We start from the raw sequence: 20,040 nt of genomic DNA on the forward strand, positions 1-20,040 counted from the left end.
CTATTCGTTACCAGTTAAATCTTTGCTGTTGCTTCTTACGAAAGCAATGATTTTAAGTAACTCATCAACAGTTAAGCCATCATCTTCTGCCATAATGCCGTAGCCTTTACCACCCATACCGCCGTTTGTACCAGCCCAGATAGTTTCAAACATACCTTTGTTGGTTGTGTCTTTAGCATAGTTATATTTAGGGCCAGTTAGACCTGGGCCCACTTGGCCTTTAGCTGTTGGACCGTGGCACTGTGTACATGACCACAGGTTGTAACGTTTTTTACCTGTTTTAATTGCTTCAGCGTCACCAACGTAAATGTTTTTACCAGTGGCTAAGAATTCCTTTTCAGCATCTGTGCCCTCTAATGCTTCTTTAGGGAATTTAATTTCACTATTGTCAGTTGTTTTAACGAACTTGACAGTTTCTTGTTTGATGTCTGAGATATCTGAGTCTTGATCTATAGATTGAGCTTGATCTTCAGAGGTAAGATTATTATCCTCAATTACTGGATCACTATTATTTTCTGAACATGCCAGTAAAAAAAGTGATAGCAAACACACGCTAATAAACTTCATAACCCTCCCAGATCACAAAAAAAACGGCTGATAAATTATCAGCCGTTATTATAAACTAGATGTAACTAGTTAGTCGCGAAGAATTATAAACCTTCGTTACCAGTTAAATCTTTACCATGACTTCTTACGAAAGCAATGATTTTAAGTAACTCATCAACAGTTAAGCCATCATCTTCTGCCATAATGCCGTAGCCTTTACCACCCATACCGCCGTTTGTACCAGCCCAGATAGTTTCAAACATACCTTTGTTGGTTGTGTCTTTAGCATAGTTATATTTAGGGCCAGTTAGACCTGGGCCCACTTGGCCTTTAGCTGTTGGACCGTGGCACTGTGTACATGACCACAGGTTGTAACGTTTTTTACCTGTTTTAATTGCTTCAGCGTCACCAACGTAAATGTTTTTACCAGTGGCTAAGAATTCCTTTTCAGCATCTGTGCCCTCTAATGCTTCTTTAGGGAATTTAATTTCACTATTGTCAGTTGTTTTAACGAACTTGACATTAGCATAGGCTAATGTGGAAACACCAACTAATGCAGCTAATAGTGATGAAACTACTACTTTCTTTGAAAACATATTTTCTCCTATTTATTTTGTAATCCAAAACAATATGAACAGTCCATATCATCAAGACTAACAAAATTGTTTAATAGTTTAATAATTTATAACTATCAGGGTTATTTAAAAACTTGATCTGAGGTAGTCAATATCTACTAAATATTATATAAAAAAAGGGGTGAAAATACACCCCTTTTTAAACATTTTTTTACAATTTATTTACAATTTTAGTTCTTATGGCGCTTATACCCGTCTAAGTTACTTCCAAATACCGGCTCTGAGTGTGGAATGCCATAATCATCAAGTATCTTCAATATTTTATCTTTATTTCTCATGATCACAGCTTCTATCTCATCACGTCTCTCAGCTTCTCTTTTTCTAACACCGGCTGAGATATTCCAGTATGTTTTTCCAGTTTGTTTTACTTGCTCATATTCTGGAACAGGTACTACCACCAAATCAACACCAGACTGTTTTGCATAGTAACCGCCAATTGGGCCCCATTCAATCGCCACATCCACAACCCCATCAATCACATCTTGCACTAATTTACCTGGCGATTCTGTGAGGTCACGCTGAATTCGATAAGGTCTTGCATTCGCCATTAGGTCATGATCATTAAGAGCAACAGCCACTGGACTTTTATCTTTCAAACCAATTTCAACTTTTCGCAAATCTTCCGATTTAAAGTCTGATATGTTTAAACCGCTATCTTTTCGATAAATAAACACATGTCCCGCTCGATAATATGGTTTTGTTGTATCTACGGCATCATAAGTTGTATTGGTACCAATCAAATAATCACAACGCCACGCATTTAAGGTATTTCTTAAGTAACCAAAGCGATCAAACCAATATTGATATGATAATTCTTTGCCCATGTCTGCTGCAAGAAGTTCAGCGATTTTATTTTCAAAACCCTCACCTTTATCATTAGAGTAAGGCATGTTATTGGAGTCGGCACACACTTTAAATTCATTATCACCTGGGACTCGTCTTACTTCACCCACTTTACCGTCATTTAAAATATCATTCGCATAGACTTCCACTATCGAAAATGGAGATGCCAATACCGCCAAAATTCCTAATAATCCTTTTTTAAACATGATCAAACTTTCCTCAAATATTATTTACTGTCCGTGATTATACACAAAAAAAAACACCCTACCGAAGTAGGGTGTTCGTAAGACTAACTAACTAGTAATTAGTTTCTTATAATTCGAGAATTATAAGCTAAATACTGTTAATGCACCACCGCCAGGAGCAGCGTTGTATTTTGTTAGTTCTTTATAACCACCAGCAGCACCAAGTGCGTCTGTGTCATTTGTTAGACCTAGGTTCATAGCAACACCAGCCCAACCACCGATACCAGAAAGCACACCTACGTATTGCTTACCTTTGTGGCCGTATGTGAAGGCATTACCAATAACACCTGAACCAACTTGGAATTTCCAAAGTTCTTTACCGCTTTTCGCGTCAAGAGCTTTTAACCAACGATCTAAAGTACCGTAGAATACTAAGTCTGAGTCAGTAGTTAAAGCACCGCCCCAAGCTGAGAATTTCTCTTTGTTGTACCATACTTTTTTGTTAGTCATTGGGTCATAAGCAGCAAAACCGCCCATAACACCGTCAGGACCAGCGAACATTGTTAATGTCGCACCAACCCATGGCTGACCAGCAACGTATTTAGATTCAACTGGCTCATATGTCATACATACGTGGTTCATTGGTGAGTAGACTAAACCTGTTTTAGGTGAGTATGCAGCAGGCTGTTGGTCTTTAGTACCTAAAGCAGCTGGACATGTACCTTTAGTGTTGTAGTCTTGGTGAGTTGCGTGTTCTGCAACTTTGTTTGGAACACCAGATTTAAGATCAACGTCTGTTGCCCAGTTCACGAATGGGTGAACTTTTTCTGCAGCAACTAAAACACCGTTGTCAGCTTGCCATGTGTAAGCAAAACCGTTTCTATCGTGGTGCCAAGCATATGTTTTACCACCTTTGTCGAATAAGATAACTTCGTTAATACCGTCGTAATCCCACTCGTCGTGTGGTGTCATTTGCATACCCCAACGTGCCATACCTGTGTCTAAGTCACGAGCAAAAACTGTCATAGACCATTTGTTGTCACCTGGACGTACGTCTGGGTTCCAAACTGATGGGTTACCTGTACCGTAGAACACTAAGTTTGTTTTTGGGTCATATGGCCACCAGCCCCATACAGAGCCACCACCATGTTGCCAGCCGTCTTTAACAGCTTGTGGTTTTAACCATGTTTTAACACCTAGGTCTGTTTCGCCACCTTTAAGTTGGTCAGTAGGGATTTTTTTGAAAGAACCACCTTGTTTGTTACCACCGTTTACATCTTCGTAAACTGATAGTGCTGAGTATAAAGGTGTGTCTTTGTTAAAGTCTTTACCGATTAAAACTTCAGCGTCAGGACCTGTTGAGTATGCTTTCCATGCAGTTGAACCGTCTTTTAGATTAAGAGCTTGGAAGAAGCAACGAACACCAAATTCAGCACCTGAGCAACCTTGAAGAACTTTGTCTTTGATTACGTGTGGAGCTGATGTGTTTGTAGCACCAACTTTAGGATCTGTAATTTGAGCAGTCCATACTTCTTTACCAGTTTTAGCGTCTAAAGCAACCATGACACCGTCGTTCTGTTGAAGAATAATTTTACCGTCACCAAAAGCTAGACCACGGTTAACGTTGTCACAGCATAATACTGCTTGAACGCTAGGATCTTGTTTTGGGAAGTATGACCAAACGATTTTTTGATCGTTGTTAAGGTCTAAAGCGTAAACGTTGTTTGGGAACGCTGTGTGAACATACATTGTGCTACCAATAACTAATGGTGAGCCTTCGTGACCACGGTTAACACCAGTCGCGAATGTCCATGCAGCTTTAAGGTTCTTAACGTTACCTTTGTTAATTTGTGTTAAAGCAGAGTGACCGTTATTTGTGTGGTTACCACGTGGGTGAGCCCAGTTATTTGGATCACTGATAGCTTTTTCTTGATCAGCAGCAGCTGAAGCAACCATAGGTGCTGAAGCAGCAAAACCAGCTACTAAACCAAGAGCTAATTTGATTTTATTTAATTTCATTATAAAACTCCATAGTTAATACTAAGGGTTAAAAAAGAAGCAAATAAAGCCCTCTCTATAAAAAAATTTACACAGTGGATTTCATTTACTGTAGCACTAACTTCATGTGCTTGAAAAACACTTTATACCCATCTAAATTAAATTGCAACACTTTTGTTACAATTTATTTACATTTATTTGATTTAAATTTTTTATTAATAAATATTGTATTAATCTACTGTATTAAACCAATATGTAGTGGTTTTTTTTAAAATTAAGCATAGTTTAGTGCATCATATATAATAAAGAGATTGTAAATATTTGTGATTATTTTGAAAGTTTTTTGCTTATGAAAACACTTTATACAGAGATAGAACCCTTCCAAATACACCATATAACAGTAGATTCCGGGCATACGATATATGTAGAAGAATCTGGAAATGCATCGGGTCAACCTATCATCTTTCTTCATGGAGGTCCTGGTGGTGGGACAGGGCCAAAGCAAAGACGTTTTTTTGATCCCGACCACTATCGCATCATCTTATTCGATCAAAGAGGTTGTGGTCAGTCATCCCCTGCTGGTGAAATTGTAAACAACACAACCAACGACCTAATCAATGATATTGAAACAATTCGGAAACATTTAAATATCGATAAGTGGTTTTTATTTGGTGGATCTTGGGGCAGCACATTAGCACTGGCTTATTTTGTAAAATTTCCAGAATTGGTTAAAGGTTTAATATTAAGAGGAATATTTCTTAGCAGACCATTTGAGCTCGACTGGTTTTTAAAAGATGTTGAGATATTCTTTCCAAAAAAATATGAAAAGTTATTATCTTTTCATCACTCCATAAATAAACAATCACTAGTGACTGATTACAGCCGTTTAGTTTTTGGCAAAGATACAAAACTTGCCGAGAAAGCCGCCCATGCTTGGAATAGTTTTGAGGGAAGTATTTTAAAACTCACTTACGAAGATCAAAAGGAAGCGCCAACGATTAATTATCCTGAAGAGCTCGCTCGAGCGCGAGTGCAATTACATTACATAAAAAATAAGTGTTTTGTCGATGGAGACGTGATTTTAGAATCAATCAAAAAATTGAATGAAGTTCCCACCGTTATCGTGCAAGGTCAATATGATATGGTATGTCCGCCCCAAACAGCAGATGACTTATATAAGGTAATGCCTCATGCTGATTTTAGATTAATTCCTGACGCTGGTCATTCTGCTTCAGAGCCTGGAGTTACTGACGCATTAATTGATGCAACCGAGATCTTTAAAAGGTATTCCTAATTGAAAGACTTTATTTGGAAAAGTAAGTTTTATTTCGCTCACTTTTCACAAAATCTAAGTCAGCATCGATTTTTATCATTGTGCGCTACGACCAGCTTTTATTTTTTATTCACCTTGATTCCTTTTATTATTCTCATTTTTCTTATACTGAGCAAGTGGGTTTCAAATTCAGATATTATTTTTAATGAGCTCCAAAACATCACATCAAACTTATTGCCTGAACTGTCAGGTAAAATTATGCTGCAAGTCAAAAAGTTTACCGATAACTCAAAGGGTTTAGGTTGGTTTTGGTTCTTTATTCTCTTTTGGGCGGCCAGTCCGCTTGCAAACTCCTTAAGAAAAAACTTCCTCATCATCTTTAATAAGAAAATAAAACGTAAATTTTATGTAAATAAATTTATTGATATCGTTATCCTTTTATTAGTGATTTTTCTTTTCTTTATCTATATCTTTATCTCCAAGTACCTTGTTGACCTAGCTGGATTATTTCATACGCTCATACCAATTAGTGAGAAATCAGTAGTGCTAATTTTATTCTCCAGCATTTCTCTAATAATGTTTATCGCTATTTTTTTCAAGATAATGACGCCTGAAAAAAAATTACCTCAATCCTTATTGTTGGTTGGTGCGGCCGCATCCTGCATTGTTTGGATTTTTCTGCATGAAATGTTTGACCTCATTATGAGTATGAGTCAATCCTATGGAATTTTTTATGGCAGTATGAGAAATTTATTTATTTCATTAATTTGGCTTTTTCTTAATGTTGCTGGGTTTTTATTTGGGATTGAGTTGATAGCCTTCATATTCAACTTGGAGGTCTATAAATTTAGGTCTTTATTTCTTCATCCGTCCAAATCATTATTAAAAATTTTCTTTCACTCCCATATTATTCGTCTTCAAAAAAAAGAGGTTCTTTTTAGTTACGATTCGCCATCAACATCAGTTTATTTTATTGTTGATGGTCAAATCAAAACAACAGTACATGGAAATGAAAGGTTATTTCACAATAATCAATATTTCGGTGAATTGTCTGTGATTAATAATACAAAAAGATTAGGCGAGGCTGTTGTTGTTTCTGACTGGGCAAAGATCATTAAAATTCCCAACTCCACTTTTAAAAAATTATTAAGTGAGGATCTAGAGTTTCAAAACTATGTTTTAAGAAACTTAAATAAAATTATTATTAATTAATTCAGGATTCGGTTTCAAATCAAATGCGATACAAATTCTCTCTTCATCAGAAGCAAATGGAATTGTGCGGTGAAAAACAGATGATGGAAAAAATATCACATCTCCCTCTTTAGGAAGTATCACTTTTTTAGGAAAATTATCATGCTCGACAGGGTAGTTATCTCCATGGGTACTAAGCTCAATTGCCCCTTCATCTGCATTATCTCTATGCTGAGGAATTTTTAGGTAAACTGCGCCACTGATCCAACCATCCTCATGAATATGTGAGGTAAGATGACCTCCTTTTTTCATTCGAACATACCACGAGCTGCTAAAGCTGATCTCTTTAGGAAACATTTTTATAAATGCACAAGATTTCTCTTTATTTGACTGAAAATACAATTGAATGAGTTTTTTTAAACCCTCAGATAATGCCCTAAAAGAATTTTCTGAACGTTGAAATAAATTACCTGAGGACTGAGTTCCATTAAACAGCCGACTTTGCTTGCGATCAGATATCTCTGCTTGTTCAATATCGTTGAGTAATGATTTAAGTAATGCTTTATTGTTATCTACCAGCTCAGGGACTTGAGCATGCATCACAAAACTCAGTGGGTCAGGACAAAAATTATAAACATCTTGTTTGTTAAAATTAATCGCAAAATGTGTTGATAATGTTGCTAAGAGGGGTGAGGTATGTTTTTTCCCAATTACTTTTTTTAATTTTTTTTCAAAGTCCTGGTACTTTTTTAGTTTGTAGAGACAATGTAGCGCTCTTGATTCTGAATCAAATATATTTGCTTTTTCAAAATGATGGAATGCTTGATCTAATAAACCATGATCATAATAAAAAATAGCTAATTGATAATTTGCTTTGGGGTGGCCTGGATCGATCTCAATTGCTTTTAGAAGAAATTTTTTTCCCTCATCCACATTACCATCATGCCAAAGTGCGTCCCCTATGTCTGTAAAAAATTCTGGGTTACCGTTTTCGATATTAATTGCATTCGTGTATTCAGTAATGGCTAGTTTTAAATTTCCCTGATTTCTCAAAGCTCCAGCTAAATTAAAATGAGTTCTCGATGCTTTAGTAATCGCTAGTGATCTTTTATAAGTTGCAATCGCATCATCCAATTTACCCAATTGCTGATATACGGATCCAATATTGTTAAGGGCTTCATAAAATCCCGGCTGGATTTCTAATGCCTTGTGATAATTTTCTAATGCCAAAGCAAATTCACCTTTTTTTTGATACAAAATACCTTTATTAAAATGGACTTCTACAAAATCTGGCTTGATGGATAGTGCTTGATCATAATTTTGCAATGCGCCATCAAAATCATTTAAGTTAAATTTAATTGCACCTAAGTTAAAAACAATCTCAGGAATCTGATTATTTAACCGAACGGCATTCTCATAACAATTTTTAGCGTTCATCAAATCATTTTCTCTCTCATAGCTGGCACCCATGATATTCCAGAGAAAAATTTGATTAGAGTTATGTTTTAAAAAACTTTTAGCAAGCTTAATTACCTGCGAATGATCTCCAGAGTTGTGAAGATCAATCATTTTTTCAATGTCGGTTTGTGTAAATGGTTTCATTGTCATTTGCAAAGATTAAATTTATTTATTTACGTTCAATTAATCAAAATTAACATGCTAGAATATGGCCGTTATGGAAAATATAACTACTATAAATATTATTGGAACAGCTTTATTCGCTATTGCAATTTTACATACTTTTTCTACAAAGTACTTTGAACATCTGGCTCATACTCACAAAAAATTTTCTGGCATCCTTCATCTTCTTGGAGAGGTAGAAATTGTGTTTGGCTTTTGGGCTATGGTTTTAGTGGTCTTTATGTTTGTTTTAGAGGGCAGCTCCTCTGCTGTTGGCTATGTTGATTCACGAAATTTTACCGAACCAATGTTTGTTTTTGTGATTATGGTCATTGCTGCAACTAAACCTATTTTAGAATCTTCAGAAAAAATAGTGGTGTTGATGAGTAAATTAATACCAATAAAGACTGAAGTTGGAATGTTTTTTCTTTTGCTGAGTTTTGTTCCTTTATTAGGATCTTTTATCACAGAACCGGCAGCCATGACGCTTGCTGCATTACTTTTAGGTAGACTTTATTACAGCAATAAATTAAGTGATAAATTTAAGTACCTAACTCTTGGTGTTCTCTTCGTTAATATCTCAATTGGAGGTACCTTAACCCCTTACGCTGCACCTCCAGTATTAATGGTTGCTGGAACTTGGAATTGGGATATCTTATTTATGATGGAAAATTTTGGCTGGAGGTCAGCGATTGCCGTTCTCATCAATGCATCAGCACTTACATTTTTTTATAAAAAAGAGTTATCTCAAATTAATTTCAAAGCTCAAACAAAAAAAGGGGTTCCTTTTGCCCTAACGGTTACCCATCTTCTGTTTCTGTTAGGTGTAGTTATTTTTGCCCATCACCCAGCTGTATTTATGGCGCTTTTCTTGTTTTTTCTGGGAATTACCACCGCATACAAACACTATCAATCTGAATTAATTTTAAAAGAAGCGTTATTAGTAGCCTTCTTCCTAGCAGGCCTTGTGGTGATTGGTGGTGTTCAACAATGGTGGCTCCAACCAGTTCTCGTTTCAATGAGTGATAATGCCGTTTATTTTGGCGCCACAATCCTTACTGCTTTCACAGATAATGCTGCTTTAACTTACTTGGGCTCTCTTGTTGATGGCTTGAGTGAACCTTTCAAAATTTCATTAGTGGCAGGAGCAGTGACAGGTGGCGGATTGACTGTAATTGCCAATGCTCCTAACCCAGCTGGGATTAGTATATTAAAAAAATATTTTAATGAGAAAGCTGTTAGTCCTTTAGGGCTGTTATTAGGGGCATTAATACCAACCTTAGTCACAATTATTTTATTTAGGGTAATATAATTTGAAAGATTCATCAGTATATGTTGATGGTAAGGCCCTCTCAACTGCAAGAGAGAAGGCGAAACTTTCAGTCAGTGATGCTGCATCTGCTTGTAGTTTATCCTCTCAACAAATTCTTTCATTGGAGACAAATTCCGATACTGGATTTTTCAATAATAAATTTAAGATAATCTGCGCAAGAAAATATATCAATTTTTTAAAAATTAATCCTACAGATATTATTTTATCTAATAATAATGATTCAACCTCTGAAGAAACAGATCTTAATATTACTGATGAGGAGACTTTTGCAGAATCACAACATCGATCACAATTCGCTCAGTTAAAAATTGAAAAAAATATAAAAACTCTAGTTGCTTTTTGTTTGATAGGGATTGTATTGTTGGCACTTTACTTCTCCAATCAACATGATGAATCAGAAAATATTTTAAATGAATCTAACTCAGAAATTGAAATTGATAATGGTTCAAGCTCTGATGAAACAGAAGAAGATCAAATTTCTTTATTTGAGTCCGCTGACGAAAACTCTGCTGAATCAATTGAACAGGACGAGCAAGAACAAAAACTGACCGTTCTTAATGATTCAGATTTTGAACAAGTCAATGAAACATCATGTAATAATATTTTTGAATCAAATGAAATTCAGAATTATCGCACACCCAATGTGCCGGACAAACCCGATAATTATGTGCACATAAAATCTAATCAAGACATTTCTTTATGCATTCAATCTAGCGATGGAGATGTTAAATTGTTTACAGTAGGTGATAGTAATCCACTCACCTTTAGGGGTCAGGCTCCTTTTACTCTTCATATTCCCAATCCAGATGGTGTTCAAGTTTTTTTTCAAGGTTGGCAAGTCTGGTTAAATCCAAATTACCAGATTGTTAAACTTAATTCTTATCAAGATCCAAACTTAGGAAGCCTCGAGTAGCTCCAACCAAGAGGTTGTAAACTTCAAACTTTTATTTAATTGTCTCATACGCCATTTACCATCTTTAGATTGCCAGCCGCTCATAATAATGTTCGCATGATATTTATCTCGAATCGCGTCAATGGTATTCGATAAATGATGTCCTTCAGGTTTCGCTGAATAATCTTGATTTAAGTTTGCCGCCCTTCTTAAATCACCTAAAATAATCCCAGCTTTATGGTAGTCGATACCCTGATGGTATATTTTTTCCAACCCATGCATTGCTAAACGTAATAACTGTTGGTGACTATCCGTGTAATCATAATGTTGCAATCGAATAACATGCTGCATCCTATGCTTGCTGCCAAATGGATTATTGCGCATAAATAATGTCATTTGCTTGGCTGTCAATTGCTGCTTTCTTAATTTGATTGACGCCCTTTGGACAAAAGTCGCTACCGCATCAGCCATGTCTTTATAACGATTAATCTTTTGCCCAAAACTTCTTGAGCATACAATTTGTTTTTGATCAGGCTTGATTGATTCAATCGGGTAGCATTGAATGCCATTCAACTCATACACCATTCTTTCCATATTGACACTGAATATTTGTTTCATCCATTTTGCATTAGCAGTCTTTAAATCGTGCGCCGTTAATATGCCCAATTCATTTAATCTTTTTTTTAAACGTGCTCCAACCCCCCATAATTCGCCTACAGAGATCTCGCACATTAACTTAGTTAAAATTTTAGGATTAGTCTCTGAAAAACAGACTACTCCATTAAATATGGGGTATTTCTTTGCCATGTAATTGGCTAATTTTGCCAAGGTTTTTGTTTTTGCGATACCGACACAGACAGGCAATCCAACATTTTTTAATATAGTTGCCCGAATATGCTGACCATGTAACAAATAATTTTTTTGATTTATTTTTAAAAAAGATTCATCAATCGAATAAATTTCTTGATCCTGAGATAAGTGTGCTAATAACTGCATCACTCGATTGCTCATATCAGCATAAAGGGGGTAATTGGAGGAATAAACATGAACGTTATTTTTTTTAATCAAATCCTGAGCTTGAAAAAATGGCATTCCCATTTTAATACCAAGGGCTTTTGCTTCATTGCTCCTGGAAATAATACAACCATCATTATTACTTAACACGACAACAGGAGCATGTTCTAAACTTCTATTAAATAAACGCTCACAGCTCACATAAAAATTATTAACATCAACCAGTGCAATCATTATTTAAACTTACGCACCGATCCTGTTACCACCCCCCAAATTTCAAATTGACTACCCTCTTCAATATAAATTGGCTTGAATTCTTTATTGGCTGGCATCAGATAAGGCCCTTTGTTGTTTTTAGCCAACACCTTCACAGTAAATTCGCCATCAATCGATGCCAGTATGATGTCATTAATTGAGGCTGATTTTGAACGATCAACAATGACAATATCATTATCCAAAATTCCTGCATCAATCATCGAGTCTCCTTTGATCCTGACAAAAAATGTTGACTCGGTCTGGTTGATCAAATACTCATTTAAATCCAACCGACTTTCTGCATGATCATCCGCGGGAGAAGGAAAGCCTGCAGGCACTTTATGGCTGAATAACGTTATAGAGACAGGCTTTTGAATAGATGGCTGTATAAAATTAACGACATTCGAATTAGTTTTTTTAGTGCTAAGCAAGAACGATTTAACATCGCCCATGCGGCTTATTGGGATACGCACCACCTTCGTTGATTCTGCATACAGGCCGCTGCCTTTTTTGCGACCAGCTCCTTTTCTTGCACCACCTCTTTGATTTTTTTTATTGCTCATATTTTGAATAATGTAACATTAATCAAAATTTATTTCTATTTATTAGCGTTAAATAATTGTAAAAAATTTATAAAATTGGTGTTGACAAGTAAATTCAAAAACGGCAAAGTGAAGTACAAGCTCTCAAGAACAGCAGTTTGTGGGCAGTTTGAGCTAATATCAGTTTCATGATTTAGCAAAAATTTATTCAATTTAAAAAAATATGGAGGAATAATAAATGAATAAAGGCGAACTAATCGAAGCAATCGCTAGCGCAACAGGATCCACAAAGGCTGATGCCGGACGTGCCCTTGATGCAACCATCGAAAACATCACTAAAGCTCTTAAAAAAGGTGACACAGTAACATTAATTGGATTTGGTACTTTTAAAGTATCAAAACGTGCTGCTCGAACAGGCCGCAATCCACAAACAGGCGCTGAATTAAAAATTCCAGCAAGAAAAGTTCCATCATTCAAAGCAGGTGCTGGCTTAAAGGATGCGGTAAACTAATTCAAAAGTTATTTATTTTAGAATATAAAAAAACCCAGAAAAATCTGGGTTTTTTTATGTCTCCTTATACCTCTACTTCGCAACATTTCTAGCAAACATTTTATACAGCACCGGTAAAACCAATAAGGTCAAAGACGTTGATGTAATCAAGCCACCAATCACAACAATCGCCAACGGCTTTTGCACCTCTGATCCAGGACCTGTCGCAAATAAAAATGGAATTAGCGCCAACATTGCCACAGAGGCAGTCATCAATACAGGCCTAAGTCTTTGTTTACATCCTTCAATAATCGCGTTATCAATCTTCATTCCTTCTTTTTGTAATCCTTGGATACAAGAAATCAAAACCACACCATTCAATACAGCAATCCCGGCAAGAGTAATGAAGCCAACCGATGCAGGAACAGATAAATATTCACCAGTTAAGGCTAAACCAAAAATTCCTCCAATACTGGCGAATGGTAATACGGTAATGATTAAGGTAGCAAAGCGGACAGAATTAAATAACAAAAACAAAAGGAAAAAAATACCGGCAATCGTTAAAGGAATAATAATAGATAAATGTCCTAGCGCACGGGTCATATTTTCAAACTGTCCGCCATACTCAATATAATATCCATCAGGTAAATCTAGCTTTTGATCAATCACTTGCTGCAGATCTGCAACCAAACCACCTAAGTCGCGACCTTCAACGTTAATGCCGGTGTAGACACGTCGTTTGGCAAACTCACGACTAATACGTGCAGGGCCATCACGCGTCTCAATGGTTGCTAAATCCCCCAAGGAGACACGAGAGCCGTTTGGTGAAGTCAGCATGATATTACGAATCACATCCTCATCATCGCGATAATGTGCAGGAAACCTGACAGCTGCTCCAAAATTTCTTTGGCCCTCATAAATACGAGTTGCTTCTTTTCCTCCAATGGCCATCTCAATCAAATCATTAATCTCAGAAACATTAAATCCATGTCGCGCAATGGCTGAACGATCTAAGACGATATTCAAATATTGCTGACCCGTGATTTTTTCTACTTTTATTCCTGTTGCTCCATCAATACCTTTTGCTAGCTCGGCCACCTCGTCTGCTTTTTTTCTTAAGATTTTAATATCGTCACCAAAAATTTTAACCGCAACATCCGCTCTTACCCCTGTTACTAACTCGTCAACCCGATCAGAAATAGGTTGCATCATCATCAATACCACGCCAGGTAAAAACTTAAGTTTTTCTTTAATGGCATTGGCAATATCATCCTGCGTCCATCCTTCAGGCCACTCTTCTTTTGGCTTCAAGCTCACTAAAGGGGTCGATTCGTTCTGTGCTTGTGGGTCAGCTGGACTTTCTCCTCGGCCTAATGCGCTGACCACTGACTTCACGCCAGGGACTTCCATGATTGCTTTCATGGCTTTAAATTCCATATTGATCGACTCTTCAATGGAGATATTCGGAACTCGATCAATACCAGGGACAATGGACCCTTCCTTCATCTCCGGAATAAATGAGGTTCCTAAAAAAGGAATGGTAATGACTGATGCCACAAAAAAACCAACTGCGATAGCAACCACCTTCTTCTGATTCACTAAAACTTTCTTCAATACATTGACATATGGCGTCTTAATTTTTTGAATTAACTTTGTATCTTCACCTGAACCACCCGTGAGAAAGAAACTGCAAAGTGCTGGGGATAATGAGAAAGACAGTATTAATGAAATAGTTAATGCAATTGCTATAGTTAATGCAAGAGGAGAAAACATTTTTCCTTCCATGCCTTGCATTGTCATCAATGGCAAGAATACTAAAATAATGATACCGACACCAAACAGGACTGGGGTGGCCACTTCTTTACAAGCAGCAAAGATAACATTATTTTTATTTTCATTTCTTTTTTTATGGCCTAAACGATGAAAGGTGTTTTCAACAATCACCACCGAACCATCAACCATTAACCCAATGGCAATGGCTAAACCACCTAGCGACATCAAATTGGCAGAAATTCCTAAGTAATTCATCACCATAAAAGTAATTAGTGGGGTCAGTACAAGTGTCATCACGACGATCATGCTTGATCTAAAGTCACCCAAGAAAATAAATAAGATCGCAATCACCAAAATAATACCCTCAATCAAGACTTTAACTACCGTCGAGATTGCTGCGCTGACCAATTCACTTCGATCGTAATAAGGAACAATTTTTAAGCCTCCTGGAAGCATTTCATTGTCATTAATTTCTTGAACTCGCTCTTTAATATTTTTAACTACCTCTTTAGCATTTCCACCTCTCAACATCATCACCACACCACCAACGGCTTCACTGACTCCATTCTTGATTACCGCACCAACTCGAACTTCATAACCAATTTTGACCTCTCCGATATCTCGCATGTAAATTGGAATACCGTCTGTCTCTTTCAATACAATATTCTCAATATCGTTCACGGTTTGAATTAGGCCTTCACCTCTGATCAGATATTGCTGAGCACCTTTCGGCAACACTCCAGCTCCGCTATTGATGTTATTTTTTTCCAATGCCTCAAACACTCGAGACATTTTTATTTTGTAGTGGGCTAATCGATCGGGATTCACCAGCACCTGATACTGCTTTACGTAGCCTCCTTGTGAATTGATCTCGGCGACACCTGTAATGTTTCTAAGCAAAGGCCTGACGACCCAGTCATTAATTGTTCGGCGATTGGTCAATTCAGGGATTGTGAGCTGCCTTCCCTCTTCACCGGGAAGCTCAAGAGTGTACTGAAAAATTTCACCTAGACCAGTAGAGACAGGTCCTAAAATGGGTGATATGCCTTTTGGCATGACATCTTGCACTTGCATTAGGCGCTCCATCACCAACTGTCGAGCAAAGTAAACATCTGTGGCGTCATTAAATACTAAAGTGATTAATGAAAGGGCATCTTTGTTAAGAGATCTCATTTCCACTAATCCTGGGAGTCCAGTCATGGCAATTTCAATTGGTACAGTAATGAATCTCTCCACCTCTTCTGGGGATTTTCCGGTTGCAACCGTTGCTACCTGAACTTGAATATTGGTTACATCAGGAAATGCATCTAAGGATAATTTTTGTGCAGCAAAAAAACCACTGATAATCAACATGGCAGATATCACCATGACAATTAACCTCTGGTTTAATGACCCTTTTATAAATGCTTCAATCATATGAAATTATTCTTTAGCATAAAGTCGTTCATTATTCAGATGAAAAGCGCCATCTATCACCACCTCTTCACCCTCGAGAAGACCGTCATCAATATGAACGGCATCTTTATTTTTTATCCCCAGCGTTACTGGACGCATCAAAAACTTATTTTCACCCGTCTTAACAAAAATATTAGGGATGTCATCAATAGAGACAATCGCATTGATTGGAACACCAACTTTTTCAATTTTTTTTCCAGACACTTTCATCGTAATTAGCATGTCTGGTTTTAATAGGCCATGAGCATTATCGATTTCAGTACGTATAGTTACGGTTCTGGTTACTGGGTCCACAATATCCCCAAGGTAAGTGATTTTTCCCTCAACAAATTTACTCTCATATGCTGGAACATCAATGAGAATTTCGTCGCCTTCTTTTAAAAAACCAATTTGACGCTCAGGTACTTGAGCCACACCCCACACTTCATTTAACATGGCAATGGTAAAAATGTCCTCTGTGGGATCTACCACCTGCCCGACATTCACATTTTTCTTAATAATTTTTCCGTCAATCTTGGCCACAATATTGGTTGTTGCATCAATTTGTGTTTCAGATTGGATAGCCTCAATATCTTCAACTGTCATGCCCATGACAAATAACTGATCTTTGCTAGCCTCCATGTCTGCCTTTGCTGCCGATAATTCAGTTTTTCGTTCTAATTTTTGAGCTTCACTCACTACATCGGCATCAAACAATAAGACAGCTCTCTCATATGCTTTCGTTTTTAATTCCACCATTTGAACAGCTTTAATGTAGGCAAGCTGTTGCTTTGCAAGCTCTGTACTGTTAATTACTGCGAGCACATCCCCTTGCTTAACGGTTTTTCCTAGCTCACCTTTAATTTCAATAATTCTTCCTTGCACCGGTGAGCCAATTCTTGCTAACAAATTTTGCTTCACTTCGATGCTGCCAGGAATATCTAAGGTTTTCTTAATGGGAATAATTTTTGCAGGCTCAAATTTAATTTGATCTAATATATCTGCACCGGCTGTGACTTCATTTGGATTTTTTTTCGCAACATCAGCAATCTCATTATCATTACTACAAGATCCTAGAATTAAAAAAATAAATAATAATAAATATTGTGTTTTCATATCACTCCATTATTTTTGACCCTAACAACTGCTCCATCTCCATAATAGAAACAATGTAATCAAGGCGTGCTGATAGATAATCTTTTCGAACAATTCGTTGAGTTCTTTGCGCATCAAGATATTCTAAAATTCCTCTTTCTCCAAATCGATATGCGGCCTCAACCACCTTTAATACCGACTCTGCTTGAGCCAACAAATTTTCTTCAAATGTTAATACCTGTTCTTTCGCAATCAAATAACGCTGATAAGCAGCATCGATATCTCTTTTTAACAACAATGATTGCTGGTTATAAGTCGCTTCTACTTCTCTTAAATTAGCCTCTGCTTGACTAATCTGACCTTCTCTTTGATTCCAGATGGGAAGGGGGATGCTAACCCCAATCGTATAATTTCTAATGCCTGGGTCTTGATTGACACCTGCACTCAAGGTTACCCCTGGATTAACAAGATTTTTTTCTAACTTAATTTTATTTTCAAAAACTGATGAAGCGGCTTTCAGTTGTTTTAATCTAGGGCTCTCGGAAATTAAGTTGGTTACATCTGATTTACTGATATTGATATTAGACTCGGGAAACTTACCTTCGAGATCAAAATCATCAGGCATATTTTGACCAATCAAGCCTTTTAGAAAAAACTTCCTTTCTTGAATTCTTAATTTCGCTGCCTGTGCATCCCGTTTAGCTGCCAACAGCTCAGTATCTGCTTTGATTAGCTCATATCTTGGAGACTCACCCACATTGACTCTGAGTTCAACACGATCTCGTATATCTTGTATGACCTTTTGATCCGCATCAGCAATTTTTAAAATTTCCTGATTATGAATCACGTCATAAAATGCTGACTTAATATTCAACATTAGGTTAATTTTAGTTCCGCGGTTTAATTCATCAACAAATTCTAGATTGGATTCCGCTATGTCTTTTCTTGATTTACGAACATCTGAGAATTCTAATGGTTGTGAAATACCCAATGCCCAGTTTTTATCATTTTCAGTAGGAGGCGTTCTGGTTTTTGTAGGGCCTACTGCAAGACCAACCGACGGGTTTAAATATTGTTCCGCAACAGTGATGCCAGCTTTAGCAGCGTCTTGTTTGGCTTGGATCACATCAATTACTGGATTGGCTTGATTCGCTATATCAATGAGATCGTCGAGGGTGAAAACTGGATTTGAAAACAATTCAAATGATACAAAAAAAATAAAAAGAAAGTATTTTGACTGTTTTAAAATCATTGCATTATATTATAAAGTATTCACATTATAAAAACAGAATTTATGAGGAAAAAATGAGTAAAATTTTTATAACTGGAACCAATCGTGGCTTAGGTTTGGAATTTGTTAAACAATTCTTAAACAGAGGTGATGAAGTCATCGCAACCTGCAGGAACTCAGAGAATGCATCAGAGTTAAATCAGCTTCAAGATAATCCAAACTTAGAAATATTTTCTCTTGATGTCGGCGATCATAATGCCGTGCAAAAATTACAACAACAACTTGCTGATCAGCCCATTGATATATTTATAAACAACGCCGGCATTTGGCGAAGTAGTCAATTAGGAAATATTTCCATTGATGAGTGGATGGAAAGTTTTCGAATTAATAGCATCGCCCCTATTAAAACTATTGAATCCTTTCTCCCAAATATAAAGTTAGGGCAAGACAAAAAAGTGATTTCCATTACAAGCAAAATGGGAAGTATTGATGATAATACCAGTGGCGGATCGTATATTTATCGCTCTTCAAAAACTGCCTTAAATTCAGCCATGCAAAGCATGCGTCATGATCTTAAAAATCATGGCATTGCAACTTGCACATTGCATCCAGGGTGGGTTCGAACAGACATGGGTGGTCCTGGAGGCTGGATTGATGTGTTAGAAAGTGTTTCTGGCATGATCAAAGTCATTGATCAGCTATCAATTGATAATTCTGGAGAGTACATTGATTACGCAGGAAAAATTATCCCTTGGTAATGCCTTTTGAAGAAGCTGAAAAATTTTTAAGTAAACAAAGCAAAGAGTGGTCAACGCTTATTCAAGAAATTGGTCCTTGTCGTTTAAAAGTTAGCGATGAGCTCTTGCCACATCAAAGTATTATTAAAAGTATTTTTTTTCAACAGCTTCATCCAAAAGCAGCTACAACAATTTATCAACGCTTTTTAGATTTATTCAACGATGTATTTCCCTCAGAGCAAGACATCATTAAAAATAAAGATTTACTGAGCTCAACAGGACTATCAAATCAAAAAGCTCAAACGATTCTATCTATTGCTGATGGCTATTTACAGAAATTCATTCCTAGTAAAAAAAAAATAAGGCTGCTCAATGATCAAGAGATCATTGAACAATACACCCAAATTAAAGGGGTCGGTGTATGGACTGTACAAATGATGCTTATTTTTAATCAGGGGCGCCCAGATATTATGCCAACATCAGATTTAGCAATTCGTAAAAAATATTCTCTACTTACACAAAGGGAATGTCTAATCACTCCAACTCAATTGATGAAAGAAACCGAAAATCTAAGTCCTTATCGAACTATTGCAGCCTGGTATTTATGGCAAATGAAATAAATTTTACTTCTTAGCTTTTTTCTTTACTGAATCAGACTGAGTGTGACAGGAGCTGCCTCTTTTATAAGCACACATGACTGTTAAAAGATCAATAACGAGTTGAAAAATTACTATATACGCCAAGACCTGAACAATGTAGCTGCCCCAATTGATTGAAACGAGATCCGTGACAGGTTGACTCATTGAGTTTGCTCCAAGACACATAAAAAATACTCTTGTATTCTCATACAAAGTAGCGCCATCTTGGACTACTGAAGTCACTGCTGGAACATATGTTAAGGGTAAGAGTAAAAATATCCAAAAAATTACACGAACAAATGCGCAACGCATGTT

17 protein-coding genes and 1 pseudogene are annotated in these 20,040 nt (G+C 36.7%); 7 read left to right on the forward strand and 11 right to left on the reverse strand.

Features of this window, described 5'->3' with window-relative positions; translation table 11 throughout:
- From UZ34_05705 to UZ34_05720, 4 genes are all read right to left on the reverse strand, one after another.
- Window positions 1-567: a cytochrome C gene (locus UZ34_05705; protein ID AKO64847.1), complete on the reverse strand. Its 567-nt coding sequence runs from the start codon at window positions 565-567 to the stop codon at window positions 1-3.
- Between the two features lie 83 nt (window positions 568-650).
- Window positions 651-1,142, reverse strand: a complete 492-nt coding sequence (locus UZ34_05710) for a cytochrome C (GenBank protein AKO64848.1) — start codon at window positions 1,140-1,142, stop codon at window positions 651-653.
- A gap of 209 nt (window positions 1,143-1,351) precedes the next feature.
- Window positions 1,352-2,230, reverse strand: coding sequence for an ABC transporter substrate-binding protein (locus UZ34_05715; protein AKO64849.1), 879 nt, complete (start codon window positions 2,228-2,230; stop codon window positions 1,352-1,354).
- Window positions 2,231-2,350: 120 nt separating this feature from the next.
- Window positions 2,351-4,228, reverse strand: a complete 1,878-nt coding sequence (locus UZ34_05720) for a methanol dehydrogenase (protein ID AKO64850.1) — start codon at window positions 4,226-4,228, stop codon at window positions 2,351-2,353.
- Between the two features lie 328 nt (window positions 4,229-4,556).
- Here UZ34_05720 and UZ34_05725 point away from each other — a divergent pair, with 328 nt between their 5' ends.
- Entirely contained in the window at window positions 4,557-5,501 is a 945-nt protein-coding gene (locus UZ34_05725) for a proline iminopeptidase (protein ID AKO64851.1), read from the forward strand.
- Entirely contained in the window at window positions 5,502-6,692 is a 1,191-nt protein-coding gene (locus UZ34_05730; GenBank protein AKO64852.1) for a hypothetical protein, read from the forward strand. It abuts the gene before it with no gap.
- On the opposite strand, the gene UZ34_05735 is transcribed toward UZ34_05730, so the two are convergent.
- Window positions 6,669-8,273, reverse strand: a complete 1,605-nt coding sequence (locus UZ34_05735) for a hypothetical protein (GenBank protein AKO64853.1) — start codon at window positions 8,271-8,273, stop codon at window positions 6,669-6,671. The genes UZ34_05730 and UZ34_05735 overlap by 24 nt on opposite strands.
- 73 nt (window positions 8,274-8,346) lie before the next feature.
- Between UZ34_05735 and UZ34_05740 the strand changes: the two genes are divergently transcribed.
- Window positions 8,347-9,603 (forward strand): membrane protein, encoded by a 1,257-nt coding sequence (locus UZ34_05740; GenBank protein AKO65181.1) that lies wholly within the window; start codon window positions 8,347-8,349, stop codon window positions 9,601-9,603.
- A 1-nt stretch (window position 9,604) separates the two neighbouring features.
- Complete coding sequence (locus UZ34_05745) at window positions 9,605-10,537, forward strand: hypothetical protein (GenBank protein ID AKO64854.1); 933 nt, start codon at window positions 9,605-9,607, stop codon at window positions 10,535-10,537.
- Here the strand turns inward: UZ34_05745 and UZ34_05750 are convergent.
- Both UZ34_05750 and UZ34_05755 read right to left on the reverse strand, forming a co-directional pair.
- Complete coding sequence (locus tag UZ34_05750; GenBank protein AKO64855.1) at window positions 10,520-11,764, reverse strand: hypothetical protein; 1,245 nt, start codon at window positions 11,762-11,764, stop codon at window positions 10,520-10,522. The two genes, UZ34_05745 and UZ34_05750, sit on opposite strands and share 18 nt — an antisense overlap.
- A complete protein-coding gene (locus UZ34_05755; GenBank protein AKO64856.1) occupies window positions 11,764-12,348 on the reverse strand; it encodes a peptidase S24 in 585 nt (194 codons plus the stop codon). Before UZ34_05755 ends, UZ34_05750 begins: the two co-directional genes overlap by 1 nt.
- Window positions 12,349-12,565: 217 nt before the next feature.
- Between UZ34_05755 and UZ34_05760 the strand changes: the two genes are divergently transcribed.
- Entirely contained in the window at window positions 12,566-12,838 is a 273-nt protein-coding gene (locus UZ34_05760) for a transcriptional regulator HU subunit alpha (protein ID AKO64857.1), read from the forward strand.
- 72 nt (window positions 12,839-12,910) lie between these two features.
- Here the strand turns inward: UZ34_05760 and UZ34_05765 are convergent, their stop codons facing one another.
- Genes UZ34_05765 through UZ34_05775 form a run of 3 tightly spaced genes read right to left on the reverse strand, consistent with a single transcriptional unit; the run spans window position 12,911 to window position 18,371 of the window.
- Window positions 12,911-16,006: a cytochrome C peroxidase gene (locus UZ34_05765; GenBank protein AKO64858.1), complete on the reverse strand. Its 3,096-nt coding sequence runs from the start codon at window positions 16,004-16,006 to the stop codon at window positions 12,911-12,913.
- Window positions 16,007-16,012: 6 nt separating this feature from the next.
- On the reverse strand, window positions 16,013-17,140 hold the full coding sequence (locus UZ34_05770; protein ID AKO64859.1) for a hypothetical protein: 1,128 nt from the start codon (window positions 17,138-17,140) through the stop codon (window positions 16,013-16,015).
- A gap of 1 nt (window position 17,141) precedes the next feature.
- Window positions 17,142-18,371 carry a transporter gene (locus tag UZ34_05775; GenBank protein ID AKO64860.1) on the reverse strand — a complete coding sequence of 410 codons (1,230 nt, stop codon included), beginning with the start codon at window positions 18,369-18,371 and terminating at the stop codon, window positions 17,142-17,144.
- A 53-nt stretch (window positions 18,372-18,424) separates the two neighbouring features.
- Between UZ34_05775 and UZ34_05780 the strand changes: the two genes are divergently transcribed.
- A complete protein-coding gene (locus UZ34_05780; GenBank protein AKO64861.1) occupies window positions 18,425-19,108 on the forward strand; it encodes a short-chain dehydrogenase in 684 nt (227 codons plus the stop codon).
- Between the two features lie 56 nt (window positions 19,109-19,164).
- Window positions 19,165-19,701 (forward strand): annotated as a pseudogene (locus UZ34_05785) (hypothetical protein).
- A gap of 9 nt (window positions 19,702-19,710) precedes the next feature.
- Here UZ34_05785 and UZ34_05790 read toward each other — a convergent pair.
- Window positions 19,711-20,037 carry a hypothetical protein gene (locus UZ34_05790; GenBank protein AKO64862.1) on the reverse strand — a complete coding sequence of 109 codons (327 nt, stop codon included), beginning with the start codon at window positions 20,035-20,037 and terminating at the stop codon, window positions 19,711-19,713.
- Window positions 20,038-20,040: the final 3 nt, after the last annotated feature.

The organism is Methylophilales bacterium MBRSF5 (assembly GCA_001044335.1).
GTDB lineage: Bacteria > Pseudomonadota > Gammaproteobacteria > Burkholderiales > Methylophilaceae > BACL14.

What these genes read in the sequence shown, in the direction of transcription:
- UZ34_05705 (AKO64847.1), bottom strand. Translation starts at nt 567, where the DNA reads ATGAAGTTTATTAGCGTGTGTTTGCTATCACTTTTTTTACTGGCATGT.
- UZ34_05710 (AKO64848.1), bottom strand. Translation starts at nt 1,142, where the DNA reads ATGTTTTCAAAGAAAGTAGTAGTTTCATCACTATTAGCTGCATTAGTT.
- UZ34_05715 (AKO64849.1), bottom strand. Translation starts at nt 2,230, where the DNA reads ATGTTTAAAAAAGGATTATTAGGAATTTTGGCGGTATTGGCATCTCCA.
- UZ34_05720 (AKO64850.1), bottom strand. Translation starts at nt 4,228, where the DNA reads ATGAAATTAAATAAAATCAAATTAGCTCTTGGTTTAGTAGCTGGTTTT.
- UZ34_05725 (AKO64851.1), top strand. Translation starts at nt 4,557, where the DNA reads ATGAAAACACTTTATACAGAGATAGAACCCTTCCAAATACACCATATA.
- UZ34_05735 (AKO64853.1), bottom strand. Translation starts at nt 8,273, where the DNA reads ATGAAACCATTTACACAAACCGACATTGAAAAAATGATTGATCTTCAC.
- UZ34_05740 (AKO65181.1), top strand. Translation starts at nt 8,347, where the DNA reads ATGGAAAATATAACTACTATAAATATTATTGGAACAGCTTTATTCGCT.
- UZ34_05750 (AKO64855.1), bottom strand. Translation starts at nt 11,764, where the DNA reads ATGATTGCACTGGTTGATGTTAATAATTTTTATGTGAGCTGTGAGCGT.
- UZ34_05755 (AKO64856.1), bottom strand. Translation starts at nt 12,348, where the DNA reads ATGAGCAATAAAAAAAATCAAAGAGGTGGTGCAAGAAAAGGAGCTGGT.
- UZ34_05760 (AKO64857.1), top strand. Translation starts at nt 12,566, where the DNA reads ATGAATAAAGGCGAACTAATCGAAGCAATCGCTAGCGCAACAGGATCC.
- UZ34_05765 (AKO64858.1), bottom strand. Translation starts at nt 16,006, where the DNA reads ATGATTGAAGCATTTATAAAAGGGTCATTAAACCAGAGGTTAATTGTC.
- UZ34_05770 (AKO64859.1), bottom strand. Translation starts at nt 17,140, where the DNA reads ATGAAAACACAATATTTATTATTATTTATTTTTTTAATTCTAGGATCT.
- UZ34_05775 (AKO64860.1), bottom strand. Translation starts at nt 18,371, where the DNA reads ATGATTTTAAAACAGTCAAAATACTTTCTTTTTATTTTTTTTGTATCA.
- UZ34_05780 (AKO64861.1), top strand. Translation starts at nt 18,425, where the DNA reads ATGAGTAAAATTTTTATAACTGGAACCAATCGTGGCTTAGGTTTGGAA.
- UZ34_05790 (AKO64862.1), bottom strand. Translation starts at nt 20,037, where the DNA reads ATGCGTTGCGCATTTGTTCGTGTAATTTTTTGGATATTTTTACTCTTA.